Raw genomic sequence first — 15957 nt, forward strand, 5'->3', positions numbered from 1 at the left:
AGCAACGGAACGGTATCTGCGTATCAGGAAACGGTGGAACGCATCAAGCAGTTTCCCAGCGGAGAGAGAAAGCTGAAAACCGTTACCCCGGAGCATCTGCAATCGTTCCTTGATCTGCTCTCCTTCGGAGGGAACGATGCGAACGGAAAAGAGGTACAACCCATCAGCAAAGGCTATATGCGGCTGTTCTCGGCGGTGCTGCAAGGCGCATTTCGGTTCGCGGTATTCCCCAAGCGGCTCTTAAGCTACAATCCCATGCAGTATGTGGTCATGCGGAAGAAGCAGGAAAGCTGCGAACTGTTCTCGGATGACAACAGTGACGAGCTGGCGGTTCCCACCATCACCTACGGGCAGTATGTTGCTCTGACGGACTGGCTCAAAAAGAAAAACAATCCGGCGCTTCTGCCCATTCAGATCGCCTACTTCACCGGACTTCGGATCGGAGAAGTATGTGCGCTGACCTGGCAGGACATTGATTTGAAAGAACAGGTCATCACAGTGCGGCGCAGTATGCGCTACAACGGGGCAAGACACAAGACGGAGATCGGTCCCACCAAGCGGAGCAAGATACGCACAGTGGACTTCTGTGACGCGTTGGCGGAAATTCTGAAAAGGGCCAGGACTGAACAGCACAAAAACCGTTTTCAGTACGGGGAGCTTTACAGTCTGAACTACTGCAAAGAGGTACAGGAAAAGGGCCGCAGCTACTACGAGCTGTACACACTGGGGATGACGGAAGAAGTACCGGAGGACTACAAGGAGTTCTCTTTTGTCTACCTCCGTCCAGACGGGGCTTATGAATCCGCAAGTACGGTCAGCACTATGTGCCGGAAAGCGCAGGAAAAAGTTCTGGGCCTTGAGGACTTCCATTTCCATACACTCAGACACACGTTCACGAGCAACCTGCTGTCAAATGGCGCACAGCCGAAGGACGTACAGGAGCTTCTAGGACATGCGGATGTGAGTACCACAATGAATATCTACGCACACGTGACAAAGGAAGCAAAACGCACCTCCGCAAGACTGCTGGATAAAGTGGTCGGCGAGTAAAAAAGAAAAGCTTTCCCTTGTTTTGCCGGATAAGGGCAAAAACAAGGGAAAGTAGTCGAAATCGGAGCGTTGGAACAGCGAACTTCCTTGAAATATCAGGGATTTTGAGGATTGGGATAGACAAACTGGAATTTGGAGGGGGACAATCAAGGTGAATGAAATTAATGAATATGTTCGCGATAGTTTTTCTGAATCCGGCGATATTGTCATAAAATCTATGATGGGCGGATACCTTGTATATTTTAATGGTAAGCTGATAGGTGACATTTGCAATAATGAACTGTTTTTAAAGAGAACGCCGACATCGGACAGACTGCTTGCAGATTCCGAACTGCGTTATCCGTATGAAGGTTCAAAGACCCTGATGCATGTATTTGATAGTTTTGATGATAAGGCTCTAATTCTGGAACTTCTGGATGGTATGTATGCTGAACTTCCGGAAAAGAAACCCGCGAAAGCCAGATGAGAAAGACAAATCCCAGTTTATTTAGATGAAAGTTAATTAGAAATTATGGAGGTAGTAATGAATAAGATTACCTGTATTTGTTTAGGTGTTAGAGATATGGCAAGGTCAATAAAGTTTTACAGAGATGGTTTAGGATATAAGACTAACTGTAAAGAAAATAATCCGCCAATATGTTTTTTCGATACTCCAGGAACAAAATTTGAACTATTTCCTCTGGAACAATTAGCAAAAGATATTGATGAGAATAATCCACCAAAGGGAAATGGATTTTCCGGAATTACATTAGCTTACAATGTTGAACACAAAGAAGATGTTGATAGTGTAATAGAATTAGTGCGAAATGCTGGTGGAAGAATTGTAAAAGAACCACAAAACACCTTTTGGGGTGGTTATCATGCATATTTTTCTGATCTAGATGGATATTACTGGGAAGTTGCATGGGGTTCAAATTTTAAGTTTGATGAAAATGGACTATTGAAATTCTAATAATTGAAGAAGATATAAAAATGGCTTCAAGCAAAGAATACTTAGATTTTATTTTAGAACAAGTATCTGAATTAGATAGTATTAGTTATAAAGCCATGATGGGAGAATTTATTATTTATTACAATGGAAAAATTATTGGTGGAATATATGATGATAGATTACTTGTTAAACCTGTGCAATCTGCGATAAATTATATGCCAAATGCAGTGTATGAGTTGCCGTATGATGGAGCAAAAGAAATGCTTCTAGTAGATGATGTTGATAATAAAGAGTTTCTAATTGGTTTGTTTGATGCTATGTATGATGACTTGCCGTTACCTATGCAAAAAAAGAAATAAATAATTCATAGGTTTGTAGAGCAAGCAAAACTGAATATCAAAGATTTAAAACGATAGAAATTTAACCATCTATCGTCTTTTTCTATGCCCAAAAATAAAAGAGAGGAGGTGCAAAAGTGGAATTTGTTTATTTTTATAACAGGGACGGAGAACGCTTCAGTTACTATATGATGCCGAAAATCCTTGTAACATCAGAATCCCGTATTGAACAGCTTGAGCAAGCCTTTGAATAGGAGGTGATGGTATGTACGATACGTCACTCACGCGAATGTCATTACCTACGGAGCGATACCGTTTACTTCTAGGGACGGCGCTTAGCGTGTTCAGTTCAAACAATAGCTTTGTGATTGAGAACATCTTGCATACGGATGATTCGTATTCATGGTTCAAGCTGATTGACAAGGAATCGGGCACTTGAAGCCCTACATAGCGAAGACAATTACGCAGAAAGTCGGCTCAGATATTGCCGACAAGTTCGCGGAGATTGTTGAAATGCGGAATCGCATTATCCACGGGTTTCGCTGCACATCGCCTGAAAGTGAGCAGGTGATTGCAACAAAGGAACGCAGCAGCGGCAGGCAGTTTTATATCACTGAGGAGTACATGATACGTTTTATACACATGAATGAGGAATTGTCCGACATGCTATATGAGTATCGTGGCTATTGATTGACTGATTGCTCTTGATGCGAGCATTGCCCGATGTCTACCATGGTATCGTGTTGCTAAATAAAACATAAACTTAAACAGAGACAAAAACTATGGAAAAACAAAAGAAGCTCAAGGCCTTCGGCTATGTCCGCGTCTCGACGCGCATGCAGGTCGAAGAGGGATATTCCCTCAGCCTGATCGATCTTGGCGCTGCTGTGATCGTGATTGAGCATGATCTTGATGTCATTCGGAATGCTGATTACATTATCGACATGGGGCCGGGAGGCGGACTTTCCGGAGGAAGGATCATTGCCGAGGGGACGCCGGAGGATATCCGCGGATCCAATAATTGTATGTGAGATGTGCACTTATGATACGGCCCGTTTCGGCCAGCTCAAGAAGAATATTTCCGTCATCATCGATACCATAAAAAACTTAACGGAGGTGCCTCATGAACATAACGGACCAAAGGGAAAAAACAGTCGAACGCTGGTTTGCCATGTGGCTTCGCAAGGACGGTTCCGGGATCGGCGCGGTATTCGAGGAAGACGCCCTTTACATCGAAAGCTGGGGGCCTCAGTATGAAGGCCTCGAAAAGATCGGAAAATGGTTCCGCGAGTGGAACACGCGCGGGCGAGTCCTGCGGTGGGATATCAGGCGATATTTCCACAGCGGTGCCACAACGGTCGTCGAATGGGACTTTAAGGATGAAATGGCCGGCGGCACGGTCGAAGAATTTGAGGGAATGTCTCTCATCGAGTGGTCGCCGGGGAACAAAATCGCTTTTTTGAAGGAGTTCGGCTGCAACAAAAAACGTTACGATCCTTATCGAAACGGAGAAAAACCGGTCTTTCCCGACGAAGAGGCGAAATGGTTTTGACTGACCGCACGTCCTGGGCGCAATGAAGATGAGCATATGATCAACGGGGACGAGAAAACGCAAAATCGGGTTCTGTTTTGCACGTGTACGGACGTGAAATTCCCGAACCATCCTAACAACCACAGCAGAGGGTGCGAGCCGTGTATCGCCAAAAATCTTGCGCAGGTCAAGATCCCGACCTGCTTCTTTAAGAAAGTTGACCCGGAATACAGGGGACCGGGGTACTTTATGAAGGATTTTGCTGCATTGGTCATGCGTAAGAACGAAACCGAAAATGAACGCCAAGAGCCTCATACTATTTCTTGATAAAAAGCATTAACAGAGTTTGCAGGGCGCTGCGAGGGAGATTCACAAAGCGGGCTGCGCAGACCGCGCAGCGGTCGAGGTAGTCCTGAGCGACTGAACTTCCTCGCAGCGCCCTTGCGTTCATCCTTTTAATTGAGAAATAGTATAAGAATGATTGGAAATGAACGATGAAACAAATCAATGTCCGCAAAGATCAGTAGCAAGAGCGGGACTTTCACCGGTTCGGGTGAAAGTCCCGCTCTTGCTACTGATCTTTGTGTCGATAGGGCAGAATGTCGGTGCGGTAGAAGCCCCACAGGCGTTCCATCGCCTTTTCGGGGGTGAAGAAGTTTTCTTCGAGGATGTGCGCCCAGGCTTTGTCGCTGACGCCGTCGACGTAATCCAAGAACGCGGGGTCGTTTTTCGAGCGCGCCAGTTCAAGTGTCTCCTGGCGGAGAACTTTCCAGTCTTTGAGATCGTCGTTGGCGTTGTAACCGGTTTCACCGTAGCAACTCATGGAATCGGCTCCTTTGCAGAGAAAAACAGCGAGGGCGCGGAAAGCGCTCTCGCTGCACGGGACGGGGAAAAATTACTTCGCAGCTTTGGCGGTCAGGTATTCGTCGATCGCCCTGGCGGCCGTCTTGCCGGCACCCATGGCGAGGATGACGGTGGCCGCGCCGGTGACGATGTCGCCGCCGGCGTAGACGCCCTCGATGGAGGTGGCGCCGCCGGTTTCTTCGTTGGCTTCGATGTAGCCGCGCTTGTTGGTCTTCAGCTCGGGCCAGGCGTTCAGCAGCACTTTGTTGGAGCTCTGGCCGATGGCTTCGATCACGGTGTCGATCTCGAGCGTGAACTCGCTGCCCTCAATCGGTTTGGGGCTTCTGCGGCCGGAAGCGTCGGGCTCGCCCAGCTCCATGCGCTGGCACTTGACGCCGACCAGCTTGCCCATCTCGTTTTTGTCGTCGCCGCTGTAGGCGATATACTCCGTCGGAGCGGTGAGGAACTCGAACTTGACGCCTTCTTCGACGGCGTGGTGATATTCTTCGATACGGGCGGGCAGTTCGTCCACGGAGCGGCGATAGAGCACGGTGACGCTCTCGGCGCCAAGGCGCAGGGCCGAACGGGCGGCGTCCATGGCGACGTTGCCGCCGCCGATGACGGCCACGTGCCTGGACTTCTTGGCGGGCGTGTCGTAGGCGGGGAATTCGTAACCGTGCATCAGGTTGATGCGGGTCAGATATTCACTGGCGGAGAAGACGCCGTTCAGGTTGGTACCGGGCGTGCCGGCGAACTTGGGCGTGCCGGCGCCGGTGGCGATGTAGACGGCGTCGAAATTCTTCTGGATCTCGTCGACGGTGACGGTGCGGCTGGCGACGACGTTGACTTCGATGTCGACACCGAGCGCCCGGATGTTGTCGATCTCGTGCTGCACGATCGCTTTTGGCAGACGGAACTCGGGGATGCCGTACATCAGAACACCGCCGGGCAGGTGCAGGGCTTCGAAAATGGTGACCTTGTAACCAAGCTTGGCCAGATCGCCGGCCACGGTGAGGCTGGAGGGGCCGGAACCGATGACAGCCACTTTGCCTTTGCCATTGTAGGGAACGGGAGTGGGCTTGACGGCCGGTTGCGAGGCCTTCCAGTCGGCGGCGAAACGCTCAAGTTTACCAATGGCGACGGGCTCGTTGTTCAGGCCCGTAGAGCGGTCCTTCATGCGCCCTACGGTGCAGACGCCTTCGCACTGCTTTTCCTGAGGGCAGACGCGGCCGCAGACGGCGGGCAGAGCGGTGGACTGGCTGAGAATGTCGAAAGACTTCTCGAAATCACCTTCCTTGATGGCGGCGATAAAATCGGGAATACGAATGGCGACGGGACAGCCCTTAATGCAGGGGGCGTTCTTGCAGTGCAGGCAGCGCGCGGCTTCCTGCATCGCCTCTTCGGGAGTGTAGCCGAGGCAGACTTCTTTGAAGTTATGGGCGCGGACCTTTGGATCCTGCTCGGATATAGGGGTCTTTTTCGGAGAAATGGCCATGTTATTCACCAACCTCGCTTTTGTACTTTTCGAGAGAGATTTTCTCTTCATCCTTGTACTGGCGCAGACGGGTCATGAATTCGTTCCAGTTTACGCCCCAGCCGTCGAACTCGGGGCCGTCGACGCAGGCGAAACGGATCTTGTCGTTGACGGTAACGCGGCAGCCGCCGCACATGCCCGTGCCGTCGATCATAATGGGATTGAGCGAGACCCAGCAGGGGATCTGCAGTTCCTTCGCCTTCAGAGAAGCGAACTTCATCATGATGGAAGGTCCGATAGCCCAGCAGTAGTCGATCTTTTCACCGCGCTGCGCGAGCATGTCCATGGCCGTGGTGACGACGCCCTTGACGCCGTAGGAACCGTCGTCGGTGGTGACGATCAGTTCGTCGGAATACTTGGCGCACTCGTCCATCATGATGACGAGGTCCTTGGTGCGTCCGCCGAGGATGGTGATAACTTTGTTGCCGGCTTCCTTCAAAGCCTTGATGATGGGGAACAGCGCCGCGATGCCGACGCCGCCGCCGATCATGAGAACCGTGCCGTACTTCTTGACTTCGCTGGGCGTGCCCAGAGGCCCGAGGATGTCGTGGATGCAGTCGCCCTCGTTGAGCTTGCCAAGCGCCGTGGTGGTTTTGCCGACGGTCTGGAAGATCATGCGGATGCGGCCGCCTTCGCGGTCGTACTCGGCAACAGTCAAAGGAATACGTTCCCCCGTCTCGTTCACGCGCAGGACGCAGAACTGCCCGGCGTGTCCGTTGCGAGCGATCTGCGGCGCGTCGATCCAGATGTCGAACTCGTTGGCCGCAAAGGCGCTCTTGGAAAGAATCTTGAACATGTAATGTCCCCCTATCGATATAAATATTCAAGATGGCTTCAGGAATTTCCCTATGGCTGAAACAGGCCGGAATGTGTAAAATAAACGTACGTACTCCGTGTCAGACCTGAAACAGTTATTCCCTTGTGAAAGATTATACAACGGCAGTTACGTTTTACAAGCGGGGCGAAAGCGAAATACAATTCCTCATTATGCTAAAAAACACAGCAAAAGATCAGAAGTGTCGCATTTTGTGAGAAAAAAGAGACATCTTTTTAACGTCTCCATGACGGCGGATTGCTCTCTACATTCGCGAGAGGAAGGACAGAGTCATGCTGAAAATTCGTCTTACCGAGGCACAAAGGGTCGGAAACGAGCTGCCGGATTTCAAGGCGGGGCTCGAAACCGCGTGGAAAACGCTTCTTGACGGCGCCTGTCGGGAGAAAAACGGTTACGGCTGGATGAACCTGCCCGAGCGGGATATTTCCGCGCTGAAGGAGATGGGGCGCGAGCTGGCGCAGTTCGGGCAGATCGTGCTGATCGGCATAGGCGGCTCGGCTCTGGGCATGCAGATGCTGATGAACGCTTTTTGCGATCCGCTGTATCCTTTTTCCGGAAAAAGCGGGCAGCCGCAGCTTTTTGTCGCCGATAACGCCGACGCCCGCAGCAACGAGGCGATCTGGGCGCAGCTCGAGCCGCGGCGCGCGGCGCTGCTGGTTGTCAGCAAGTCGGGCCGCACGCTGGAAACGCTGAGCAACTTTTTGTTTTTCAGGGAGAAGTTGTCGGCGGCGCTCGGCGCGGACGTGGAGAAGCACATCTTCGCCGTGACGGATCCGGCGAAAGGATTCCTTCGCGCCTATGCGGCCGAGAAAAAAACGCGCTGCCTCGATTTTCCCGCGGACACGGGCGGGCGTTATTCGGTGCTGTCCGCCTGCGGGCTGGCGGCCGCCGGCGCGCTGGGCATCGACACGGAGCGGCTGCTGGACGGCGCGGCGGCGATGAAAAAAGCGCTGCTGGCGGACACTCCCGGCGGCGCGGCGACGGCGATCGCCCGGGAAGTGCTGCGCGGCGAAGCGGCCGGCCGCAGCGTGACGGTGTTCTGGGCCTACGGCGACCGGCTCAAGTCGGTGAGCGAGTGGTTCGCACAGCTCTGGGGCGAAAGCCTCGGCAAAAACGGCCGCGGCCTGACGCCGCAGGCGGCGCTGGGCTCCATCGACCAGCACTCGCAGCTGCAGCTCTACACCTCGGGGCCGGACGACAAGTTCTTTTTCTTCCTCAGCGAAAAGCCCGGCGAGAAAGGACGCCTGACGATCCCGGCGGAGAAGCTTTTCGAAGAGGCTCGCTACCTCGACGGCGTGCCGCAGGAGCGCGTTTTGGACTGCGAGCGCCGCGGCGTCGTCGCTTCTCTGAAACGTCACGGGCTGCCGCTGTGCGAGATCGAGCTGGAGCGGGCGGACGAGTTCTGCCTGGGCTGCCTGATCTTCCTGCTCGAAACGGTGACGGCGCTGGTCGGCCTGGCGCTCGGCGTCGATCCCTTCGATCAGCCCGGCGTGGAAGAAGGAAAGAATTACGCTCTGGCACTGTGCGGCAGCGCGGATTACGCCACGTACCTGAAAACGCTCGAAGACATCGAAGCCGGCTCGACGAGCGCGGTCTTTTCGATCGAGTGACATTATCCATAATTGCAGACGGACCGCCGGAAAATTCTTTCCGGCGGTCCGTCTGCTGCTGTTGACAGTTGTTAAAAATCCAACAGCTGTCGCGAATCCGAAACGGGACGGTCCGACTCGTACACGCCCGCGTAGAGCCGCGGCGTCGCCGTCCAGTGGTCGGCGGGGGCGTGGTGTTCCAGCGCGTGGAGGATGCTCTGCTTGAGGTCCGGGAAGCGCGGCTTGAGCTCGGCGATCAGCGATTTGGTGCGCGAGCGCTCGGTGTCGGCTCCGTACTTGCAGCAGTGCTGGAAGGTGGCGACGCCGAGGCGGTTCAGCTCGTTCCGGATCTGGAATTCGCTGAGATAGATCATGGGGCGGATCAGCCACATCTTGGCGCGGTCGTGCCAGAGTTTGGGCTGGAAGCTGCGGAAGCGTCCGTTGCGCAGCAAATTCATCAGGCCGGTTTCGACGACGTCGTCGAGATTGTGCCCGAGCGCCAGCTTGTTGCAGCCGGCCTTTTGGGCGGCGGCGTTGAGGATGCCGCGGCGCAGGTTGGCGCAGAGGCTGCAGGGCGATTCTTCCCGCTTGACGTCGAGGATGTGTTCGATCGCGTAGGGGATCACGTGCAGAGGCACTTCCAGCGCGTCGCAGAGATTTTGCAACGGCGCGGGGTCCCATGCGCCGTTGGTCATGTCGACGCTGAAAGCCTGCAGGTCGTATTTGACCGGGCTGTAGGTCTTGATGAATTTGAGGATGTGGAGCAGCAGCAGGCTGTCCTTGCCGCCGGAAACGCCGACGGCGATGCGGTCGCCGGGCGTGATCATGTCGTACCGGTAAATGGCTCTTCCCGTCAGCCGGCGGATTTTCGCGCTGATCCGCAGCGATCCGGAGCAACCTTTTCCTTTGATTTCGTCCATGGAAACTCTCCCCCTTGTGCAGGCCAGAAAATTCTAGCATATATTTTTTGATTTTTCCCGTCGGAGTTGATATGTGTGCTAAAATTGCTACGATGTAGAGTCCATTCCTGTAGGGGGATATTATGAGATTTTTGATCGATGGAACTGAGTGGTCCTTTCCGCATATGGAATCGCTGTCGCGAGAGGAACAGCTCGAGGCGCTGCGTGAAAAGGTATCCGCCGAAGGGCGCGTGATCGTCGACATGCTTTCGGACGGCGAATCGCTGGATGACGGAGATTTGCTGACGGTCCCGGACGGCATCGATGTGGACGTCCTGACCAACTCGCCCTGGGGGCTGGGAGTCGAGCTCCTTGAAGAGATCAAAAATTCCCTGCTCGAAGTCTTCAAAGGATTGCAGGGGATTCTCGACGGCACCGAAGCGTTCGAGCTTTCTATGCTGGATGGGATCTACGCTTCGCTGGACTGGATCGGCGAGGTGTCGGACGGCTTCCGCGACGCGTATCCCGAGTACGAGGGCGCGCTTCCCGACGCCGCGCCGCTGCGTCGGGGCGTGGAAACTTTTCAGGATCTTATGGTCGACGGCCGTTTTGCGGAAGCTCAGGCCTGGCATGAGAATGAATGGAAGCGCGGGGTTCTGCCGCCCTTTCTGGACGATTTGAAACAGCTTCACGACTGGTTCGAGTCGGAAGATGCCAGAGATTCCGAGACGCCGGGGGAGGACAAAAAATGAGTTTGCGAAAAGGTCTGGCGATCTTTCTGTTCCTGACGCTGGGCGTCGGCGCTCTGATCATCTGCGTCAGCGTGGACAAGCACGCGCTTCACGCGTTTATGCACATGAGGAAGATCAACATCCTGTACGTGCTGATGCTGGTCTTTCTGGCCTGGAGCTGCGACGCTTCGCGTTTTTGCCTGACGGCGCGGGCCATGGGCTATAAGATCCGTTTTGTCCGCGGGCTGGTGCTGACCTGGCTGCACTATTTCGGCTGCGCGCTGACGCCCATGCAGGTCGGCGGCGGCCCGTTCCAGGTCTACGTGCTGTACAGGTCGGGCGTGCCGGTCGGCTCGGGCATCGCCATTACGCTGATCCGTACGCTGTTCAGCACCTTTCTGCTGAGCATCGCGGCGCCGGTAGCTTTTCTGACGGTGCCGCAGCTGGCGGCCGGCGGCGTGCTGGTCAAGGGCGTGTTCTTTTACGTGGGGATCCTGTCGGTGGTCATGTGGGTCGTTTTTATCCTCAGCATCCTCAAGGCCGGCGTGATCAAGCGCTTTTGCTGCGCCATGTTCCTCTGGCTGAAGAAGTTCAAATGGTTCAGCCGGCTCCGCGTGCTGCGCGCTTACCGCGTCACCTGTTCCGAGATCGACAGCTATTCCGAAAACGTGAAGCGCATGGTCGGCCCCGGGCTGCCGTATTTCCTCGGCGCGTTTCTGCTCTCCATCTGTCATCTGGTGGCGCTGTTCTCCGTGCTGCCGCTGCTGATGCACGCGGTGAGGCTGCCGGTCCATTATCTGCACGCCGTGCTGGCTCAGGCCATGTTCATGTTCATCCTCTACTTCATCCCCACGCCCGGCGCCAGCGGCGTGGCCGAGGGCGGCGGCGCCGCGATCTTCAGCCTGCTGATGCCGGAGAACATGGCGGGGATCATGGCCGTCATCTGCCGTTTCTTCACGGAATACCTGGCCATCTTCATGGGCTGTATCGTCGCCATCCGCATGATCGGCTGGGGCACGGCGGAAAAGATCATCAGCGGTTCGGGTGACGAACTGATCGAAGAGGAGCAAAAAGATGGAGAATAACGCTTTGCAGAAACTTCGCGCCTGGGCGTTCAAACAGCGCGGCGGCATTTGGACGGTGCTGTTTCTGGTGATCCTCGTTCTGGCGCGCCCGCTGCCGGGGCGCATCGTTCCCGGGCTGATCCTGGTGCTCCTCGGGCAGCTGCTGCGCTTCTGGGGCGTGGGCTGCATCACGCTCTACCGCGGCGAGGAAGTCAAGGCGCAGCGCTTGGCGACGTGGGGGCCCTACGCGCTGGTCCGCAATCCGCTGTACGTGGCCAACGGTTTGCTGGGGCTGGGCTGGGCGTGGATGTCGGGCAACGTCCCCACGCTCGTCTTTGCGGCGGCGTTTTACGTGCTCTACGGCGTGCTGATCGTGCCTCATGAAGAGGCGTTCCTGGCGCGGAAGTTCGGTCGGGAGTACGAGGATTACAAAAAGCGCGTCGGGCGCTTCGTCCCGAAAAACTTTTCCCGCGAAGCGCTGTCCCATGTCGGCGCCGGCGGGTACGACGCCTCCATCCTGCTGAAAAGCGAGATCCATTCGCTGCTGGTCACGGTCGTCGGCACGGCGCTGATCCTTTCGCGCCTGTGGTGGTGAAAAAACGGCATACAAAAAATCAGCGCTCCCGGCACGTCGGGGAGCGCGGATTTTTTGTATGCCGTTTGCGGCTCAGCGGGGCAGCAGGCCGAGTTTTTTCTTGACCTTGCCCAGAGTTTTTTCGGCGATATGGGCGGCCGTTTCCGCCCCCTGGCGATAAAGCGCTTCCAGCGCCGCCTTGTCGGCCGTCAGCGCGGCGAATTTCTCGCGGATCGGGCGCAGCTCTTCCGCGACGGCTTCGCCGACGGCGAGCTTGAAATCGCCGTAGCCCTTGCCGGCAAAATCGCGTTCGATCCGTTCGTAACTTTCGCCGGTGACGACCGAGTAGATGCTCATCAGGTTGTTGATGCCGTCCTTGCCTTCGCGGTGACAGACGACGGTCTCGCTGTCGGTGACGGCACGCTTGAACTTGTTGACGATGGCGTTCGGCTCGTCGAGGATGGAGATGAACGCGTTGACGTTCGTGTCCGACTTGGACATCTTCTTCGTCGGTTCCTGCAGCGACATGATGCGCGCGCCGGCCTCGGGAATGTAGGCGTCGGGCATGCGGAACACCTCGCCGTAGATGTTGTTGAAGCGAGTCACCACGTCGCGGGTGAACTCCAAATGCTGGCGCTGGTCTTCGCCGACGGGAACGTAATCGGCCTGGTAAAGCAGGATGTCGGCCGCCATCAGCGCGGGGTAGGTGAACAGCCCGGCGTTGACGTTGTCGACGTGTTTGGCCGATTTGTCCTTGAACTGGGTCATGCGCGCCAGCTCGCCGAACATGGAGTAGCAGGACAGGATCCAGCTCAGTTCGGCGTGAGCGTGTACGTGGCTCTGAATGAAAACCAGGCTCTTTTCGGGATCGATGCCGCAGGCCAGCAGCAGCGCAAAGGCGTCCAGCGTCTGCTTGCGCAGTTTGGCCGGCTCCTGGCGCACCGTCAGCGAGTGCAGGTCGGCGATGAAATAGGCGCAGTCGTAGTCTTCCTGCATTTTGCCCCAGTTGCGCACCGCGCCTATGTAATTGCCCAGCGTAAAAATTCCCGTCGGCTGGATGCCGCTGAGAATCACTTTTTTCCGTTCCGTCCGCGTCGCTTCGTTCACTGTGATATCCTCCTTGACTTCATGGGCCTGGCTTAAAGGCGAGACCATACAGCATAGAATTGTATTGCCCTTTTGGTGAAGAATCAAGGACGGATTTGTGTTCGTCCAAATTGCCGGGAAACGGAACAGGAATTCGGCAAAGTTTGGGGGCCAGCCATTGTTGCTTTTCACGACCTGGTTTCATATAATGAAAAAAATGCCGGTGATTGTTGAAACGATTATGGCGCGATGGTATTCTCGAAGGAGTGGAAAAAAATGGCGGATTCAATTAAAAGCGAGGCGACGTCGAGAACTTTGGAACATGGGCTCGACGTGCTCATGTGCTTTCTGAAAGATCATCGGGAGCTTTCGTTGACGGAGATCGCCAGGACGGTCGGCCGCAACACGACGAGCACCTATCGGCTGATCCAGACGCTGGCGGAAAAAGGGTTCCTGTCGAGGAATCCCGAGAACCGCAAGTATTTTCCCGGCATGACGGTAAAAATGCTCGGGGAGCTTGTGGACGATAAAGAGGAACTGCGCCTTGCGGCGCACCCCTATCTGGTCAAAGCGCACAGGGAATTCAACGAGAACGTTTCCGTGTATATTTATCATAACTTCAAGCGCCTCTGCATCGACCGCATCGAAAGCACGCATCCGCTGCGTCAGACCGTGCTGGTCGGAGAGGAACTGCCGCTGACGCTGGGCGGCGGCGGGACGGCGCTGCTGGCGTTTTTGCCGCCCAAGGTGCAGGCGGCGGTGATGAAGTCCGAGCCCGGCATTTCGCCGGAGAAGCTGCGGGAAATTCGCGAAAAAGGGTACGCCGTCTCCTACGATGAAATGGGGCAGGGAAGCGTGGGGATCGGCGTCCCCATTTTCGACAAAAACGGGCAGGTCCTCGCGGCGCTGAATCTCTCCGGGCCGACCAACCGTTTGACGGGCGACGTCGTCACGCGCGGAGTGGCCCGTTTGCGGGAGATCGCGGCGCAGGTCACTTCGGAACTGTCATAATTTGCGAGCCTTTGGCACAAAGCGCAGGACGGGCGGGAGGAAGATTTTCCCGCTCGTCCTGCGCTTGTTTTCGTTTGACAACAACAAGGCCGGACAACGTCCGGCCTTGTTCTCTATGCAACTCTTCGTGGAATTTTTTTCTGGTGGAGGCGCGGGGAATCGCACCCCGGTCCTGACATGGTGTGTATGAATGAGCGGCTACAGGCTTAGTCGATTTCTTTACTGCGCAGAAACGGGACTGTGACCGACAAAACAGCCGCCGCCTCTCTACGTTCCGGGACCATACGCCGCTCGCAGTGATTGACCCTTACAACCTTGCGGGCGCTCTCAGTTGTTCGGGCGGTTGCTTGGTTAAGCAGCCAGTGCGTAGTTGTTGTCGTTTCTTTTTTGTGACAGGTAACGCCTGTCGCTCGGCCTGCTCTCAGACTTCCACCATACCAGTCGAACCTGATCGCCCCCAATGAACGTGGAACAGCGGACGACAAACGATCGGCTAATACTCTTTGCCGCGGTTGCGCAGCTCCCGTGCGATGGCGCGCTTGGCGTCGCGTTCGATGATCGCGTCGCGGCGGTCGTGCGCGTTTTTGCCCTGCGCGAGGGCCAGCGCGACTTTCGCGATACGTCCTTCTTTCAGATACATGGAAAGCGGGATGAGCGTGAAGCCTTTTTCTTTGACCCTGGCGCCGAGCCGCCGCAGTTCCGACTTGTGGAGCAGCAGCTTGCGGTTTTGGCGCGGATCGTGCTGGTACCAGCTGGCCTTTTCGTACGGGGAGATGTGGACGTTCATGAGCCACAGCTCGCCGCGTTCGAACTTGGCGTAGCCGTCTTTCAAATTGACTTTGCCGGTGCGCACCGACTTGATCTCCGTGCCGGTCAGCACGACGCCGCATTCGAAGGTATCGACAACGAAGTAGTCGTGGCGCGCTTTGCGGTTCAGCGCGACCACATGGTCTTTCTTTGGTTCCATGGCCGTCACTCCTTCGCGTTCAAATTCTAACCCGATCGTCAGCTTTAGTCAAGAAGCCCTTCAAAAGAACCGGACAAAAAAAGTCCCGGCCAAAGCCGGGGCTTGTGTATCCGAAAATGGTCGGGGTGAGAGGATTCGAACCTCCGACCTCCTCGTCCCGAACGAGGCGCGCTAACCAGACTGCGCTACACCCCGGACACGACGGGAATTGTACAACATCGCGCCCTTTTCGTCAATGATGCAATTTTACGGATCTTGGCGGATCAATCGTCGTCGTTGCGGCGCCGTCTGTTTCTCCCCGCGCCGCCGTCGGAGGACGAACTGCCGGGCAGCTGCACCTTGCCCAGCGCGGCGACGGGCAGCTCGACCCACCCCCAGGGCGTGACGACGAGAAAGCGCAGCGATATGCCGTGTTCCGCCATGGCTTTGATGTGGTCGCTGTATTCGAGCACGTCGAAGGGGATCCAGCAGTCGGAAACGATCCACACGCGGCGGCAGACCTCGCGCGAAAAGATCAGACTGTAATCGACGGCGAGGCGCATGGCGTCGGTGAGATCGACTTCGCCGAGGGAGAGCACCGCGGCTTCGGGGCGCGGCGCCGGCGGCGTTATGGCGGGCAGCAGGGCGGCCTGCGCTTCGAGCCACGAAAGTTCGCCGAAGAACATGTCGGGATCCTCGCGGATCGCCTCCCAGTAGGGCAGATCCAGCCCGTCCAGGCGGAACGATTTGGTCAGCCAGCCTTTGACCTGGTTGAGCAGTCTGACGATGTGCGACGGATAATCGGGATTGAGCATACTGCGCATCAGCGAGCTGACAGTCAGGGGCGTTGGGCTGTCGGGAAAATTTTTGTCCATTTTTTTACCTCCGCAGGGCGAGAACTTTTCAACTGATAAGCATATCACAAAAAATCGACTTTGTTCTCACGACGTGAAATGTATGGGATAATAAGTCACGAGTCACGCGAAAATTTATGC

At 55.5% G+C, this 15957-nt stretch carries 20 protein-coding genes, 1 tRNA gene and 1 other RNA gene; 13 read left to right on the forward strand and 9 right to left on the reverse strand.

All coding sequences use genetic code 11. The features are described from left to right. The first annotated feature begins 33 nt into the window (after positions 1-33). From HMPREF7215_RS11585 to HMPREF7215_RS14095, 8 genes are all read left to right on the forward strand, one after another. Positions 34-1050, forward strand: a complete 1017-nt coding sequence (locus HMPREF7215_RS11585) for a tyrosine-type recombinase/integrase (RefSeq protein ID WP_009166103.1) — start codon at positions 34-36, stop codon at positions 1048-1050. Positions 1051-1201: 151 nt separating this feature from the next. Continuing rightward, the gene (locus HMPREF7215_RS11590) at positions 1202-1516 is read left to right on the forward strand and encodes a TfoX/Sxy family protein (RefSeq protein ID WP_009166104.1); all 315 of its coding nucleotides are present in this window, start codon (positions 1202-1204) and stop codon (positions 1514-1516) included. Positions 1517-1573: 57 nt separating this feature from the next. Then, positions 1574-2002, forward strand: a complete 429-nt coding sequence (locus tag HMPREF7215_RS12965; protein ID WP_083798344.1) for a VOC family protein — start codon at positions 1574-1576, stop codon at positions 2000-2002. Positions 2003-2022: 20 nt separating this feature from the next. Then, complete coding sequence (locus HMPREF7215_RS11595) at positions 2023-2340, forward strand: TfoX/Sxy family protein (RefSeq protein WP_040551189.1); 318 nt, start codon at positions 2023-2025, stop codon at positions 2338-2340. A 414-nt stretch (positions 2341-2754) separates the two neighbouring features. After that, positions 2755-3009 (forward strand): hypothetical protein, encoded by a 255-nt coding sequence (locus HMPREF7215_RS13730; protein ID WP_198004614.1) that lies wholly within the window; start codon positions 2755-2757, stop codon positions 3007-3009. 92 nt (positions 3010-3101) lie between these two features. Continuing rightward, positions 3102-3350, forward strand: a complete 249-nt coding sequence (locus tag HMPREF7215_RS11605; protein ID WP_009166108.1) for an excinuclease ABC, A subunit — start codon at positions 3102-3104, stop codon at positions 3348-3350. 92 nt (positions 3351-3442) lie between these two features. Then, positions 3443-3871, forward strand: coding sequence for a nuclear transport factor 2 family protein (locus HMPREF7215_RS11610; protein ID WP_009166109.1), 429 nt, complete (start codon positions 3443-3445; stop codon positions 3869-3871). A gap of 36 nt (positions 3872-3907) precedes the next feature. Next, positions 3908-4177: a DUF6485 family protein gene (locus tag HMPREF7215_RS14095; RefSeq protein WP_009166110.1), complete on the forward strand. Its 270-nt coding sequence runs from the start codon at positions 3908-3910 to the stop codon at positions 4175-4177. A 244-nt stretch (positions 4178-4421) separates the two neighbouring features. On the opposite strand, the gene HMPREF7215_RS11620 is transcribed toward HMPREF7215_RS14095, so the two are convergent. From HMPREF7215_RS11620 to HMPREF7215_RS11630, 3 genes are all read right to left on the reverse strand, one after another. Beyond that, a complete protein-coding gene (locus HMPREF7215_RS11620; protein ID WP_009166112.1) occupies positions 4422-4673 on the reverse strand; it encodes a DUF255 domain-containing protein in 252 nt (83 codons plus the stop codon). A gap of 72 nt (positions 4674-4745) precedes the next feature. Continuing rightward, on the reverse strand, positions 4746-6188 hold the full coding sequence (gene gltA, locus HMPREF7215_RS11625) for an NADPH-dependent glutamate synthase (protein ID WP_009166113.1): 1443 nt from the start codon (positions 6186-6188) through the stop codon (positions 4746-4748). Position 6189: 1 nt separating this feature from the next. Then, on the reverse strand, positions 6190-7023 hold the full coding sequence (locus HMPREF7215_RS11630; protein WP_009166114.1) for a sulfide/dihydroorotate dehydrogenase-like FAD/NAD-binding protein: 834 nt from the start codon (positions 7021-7023) through the stop codon (positions 6190-6192). Positions 7024-7334: 311 nt separating this feature from the next. Between HMPREF7215_RS11630 and HMPREF7215_RS11635 the strand changes: the two genes are divergently transcribed. After that, positions 7335-8672, forward strand: a complete 1338-nt coding sequence (locus HMPREF7215_RS11635) for a hypothetical protein (protein ID WP_009166115.1) — start codon at positions 7335-7337, stop codon at positions 8670-8672. Between the two features lie 71 nt (positions 8673-8743). Here the strand turns inward: HMPREF7215_RS11635 and HMPREF7215_RS11640 are convergent, their stop codons facing one another. Continuing rightward, positions 8744-9571: a tRNA 2-thiocytidine(32) synthetase TtcA gene (locus tag HMPREF7215_RS11640; RefSeq protein WP_009166116.1), complete on the reverse strand. Its 828-nt coding sequence runs from the start codon at positions 9569-9571 to the stop codon at positions 8744-8746. Positions 9572-9693: 122 nt separating this feature from the next. On the opposite strand from HMPREF7215_RS11640, the gene HMPREF7215_RS12590 reads away from it, so the two are divergent. Genes HMPREF7215_RS12590 through HMPREF7215_RS11655 form a run of 3 tightly spaced genes read left to right on the forward strand, consistent with a single transcriptional unit; the run spans position 9694 to position 11940 of the window. Further along, positions 9694-10302, forward strand: a complete 609-nt coding sequence (locus HMPREF7215_RS12590) for a hypothetical protein (RefSeq protein ID WP_050768924.1) — start codon at positions 9694-9696, stop codon at positions 10300-10302. After that, positions 10299-11366, forward strand: a complete 1068-nt coding sequence (locus HMPREF7215_RS11650; protein ID WP_009166118.1) for a lysylphosphatidylglycerol synthase transmembrane domain-containing protein — start codon at positions 10299-10301, stop codon at positions 11364-11366. Before HMPREF7215_RS12590 ends, HMPREF7215_RS11650 begins: the two co-directional genes overlap by 4 nt. Beyond that, entirely contained in the window at positions 11356-11940 is a 585-nt protein-coding gene (locus HMPREF7215_RS11655; protein WP_009166119.1) for a methyltransferase family protein, read from the forward strand. Before HMPREF7215_RS11650 ends, HMPREF7215_RS11655 begins: the two co-directional genes overlap by 11 nt. Positions 11941-12012: 72 nt before the next feature. On the opposite strand, the gene trpS is transcribed toward HMPREF7215_RS11655, so the two are convergent. After that, positions 12013-13026 (reverse strand): tryptophan--tRNA ligase, encoded by a 1014-nt coding sequence (gene trpS / locus HMPREF7215_RS11660; RefSeq protein ID WP_009166120.1) that lies wholly within the window; start codon positions 13024-13026, stop codon positions 12013-12015. A 255-nt stretch (positions 13027-13281) separates the two neighbouring features. On the opposite strand from trpS, the gene HMPREF7215_RS11665 reads away from it, so the two are divergent. Continuing rightward, positions 13282-14016, forward strand: a complete 735-nt coding sequence (locus HMPREF7215_RS11665) for an IclR family transcriptional regulator (protein ID WP_009166121.1) — start codon at positions 13282-13284, stop codon at positions 14014-14016. Between the two features lie 141 nt (positions 14017-14157). Here HMPREF7215_RS11665 and ssrA read toward each other — a convergent pair. From ssrA to HMPREF7215_RS11680, 4 genes are all read right to left on the reverse strand, one after another. Next, positions 14158-14475, reverse strand: a transfer-messenger RNA (tmRNA) gene (ssrA, locus tag HMPREF7215_RS12970). 34 nt (positions 14476-14509) lie between these two features. Next, entirely contained in the window at positions 14510-14983 is a 474-nt protein-coding gene (gene smpB / locus HMPREF7215_RS11670) for an SsrA-binding protein SmpB (protein WP_009166123.1), read from the reverse strand. A 117-nt stretch (positions 14984-15100) separates the two neighbouring features. Further along, positions 15101-15178 (reverse strand) — tRNA-Pro (locus tag HMPREF7215_RS11675). A gap of 68 nt (positions 15179-15246) precedes the next feature. Continuing rightward, on the reverse strand, positions 15247-15837 hold the full coding sequence (locus HMPREF7215_RS11680; protein ID WP_009166124.1) for a hypothetical protein: 591 nt from the start codon (positions 15835-15837) through the stop codon (positions 15247-15249). Positions 15838-15957: the final 120 nt, after the last annotated feature.

This window comes from Pyramidobacter piscolens W5455, assembly GCF_000177335.1.
Taxonomy (GTDB): Bacteria; Synergistota; Synergistia; order Synergistales; family Dethiosulfovibrionaceae; genus Pyramidobacter; species Pyramidobacter piscolens.

Bases quoted from the DNA above. Each gene is read 5' to 3' on its own strand.
- gltA (WP_009166113.1), bottom strand. From the start codon at position 6,188: ATGGCCATTTCTCCGAAAAAGACCCCTATATCCGAGCAGGATCCAAAG.
- HMPREF7215_RS11620 (WP_009166112.1), bottom strand. From the start codon at position 4,673: ATGAGTTGCTACGGTGAAACCGGTTACAACGCCAACGACGATCTCAAA.
- smpB (WP_009166123.1), bottom strand. From the start codon at position 14,983: ATGGAACCAAAGAAAGACCATGTGGTCGCGCTGAACCGCAAAGCGCGC.
- HMPREF7215_RS11655 (WP_009166119.1), top strand. From the start codon at position 11,356: ATGGAGAATAACGCTTTGCAGAAACTTCGCGCCTGGGCGTTCAAACAG.
- HMPREF7215_RS11650 (WP_009166118.1), top strand. From the start codon at position 10,299: ATGAGTTTGCGAAAAGGTCTGGCGATCTTTCTGTTCCTGACGCTGGGC.
- HMPREF7215_RS11610 (WP_009166109.1), top strand. From the start codon at position 3,443: ATGAACATAACGGACCAAAGGGAAAAAACAGTCGAACGCTGGTTTGCC.
- HMPREF7215_RS14095 (WP_009166110.1), top strand. From the start codon at position 3,908: ATGATCAACGGGGACGAGAAAACGCAAAATCGGGTTCTGTTTTGCACG.
- HMPREF7215_RS11630 (WP_009166114.1), bottom strand. From the start codon at position 7,023: ATGTTCAAGATTCTTTCCAAGAGCGCCTTTGCGGCCAACGAGTTCGAC.
- HMPREF7215_RS11680 (WP_009166124.1), bottom strand. From the start codon at position 15,837: ATGGACAAAAATTTTCCCGACAGCCCAACGCCCCTGACTGTCAGCTCG.
- HMPREF7215_RS12590 (WP_050768924.1), top strand. From the start codon at position 9,694: ATGAGATTTTTGATCGATGGAACTGAGTGGTCCTTTCCGCATATGGAA.
- HMPREF7215_RS12965 (WP_083798344.1), top strand. From the start codon at position 1,574: ATGAATAAGATTACCTGTATTTGTTTAGGTGTTAGAGATATGGCAAGG.
- HMPREF7215_RS11665 (WP_009166121.1), top strand. From the start codon at position 13,282: ATGGCGGATTCAATTAAAAGCGAGGCGACGTCGAGAACTTTGGAACAT.
- HMPREF7215_RS11635 (WP_009166115.1), top strand. From the start codon at position 7,335: ATGCTGAAAATTCGTCTTACCGAGGCACAAAGGGTCGGAAACGAGCTG.
- HMPREF7215_RS11595 (WP_040551189.1), top strand. From the start codon at position 2,023: ATGGCTTCAAGCAAAGAATACTTAGATTTTATTTTAGAACAAGTATCT.
- HMPREF7215_RS11640 (WP_009166116.1), bottom strand. From the start codon at position 9,571: ATGGACGAAATCAAAGGAAAAGGTTGCTCCGGATCGCTGCGGATCAGC.
- HMPREF7215_RS11605 (WP_009166108.1), top strand. From the start codon at position 3,102: ATGGAAAAACAAAAGAAGCTCAAGGCCTTCGGCTATGTCCGCGTCTCG.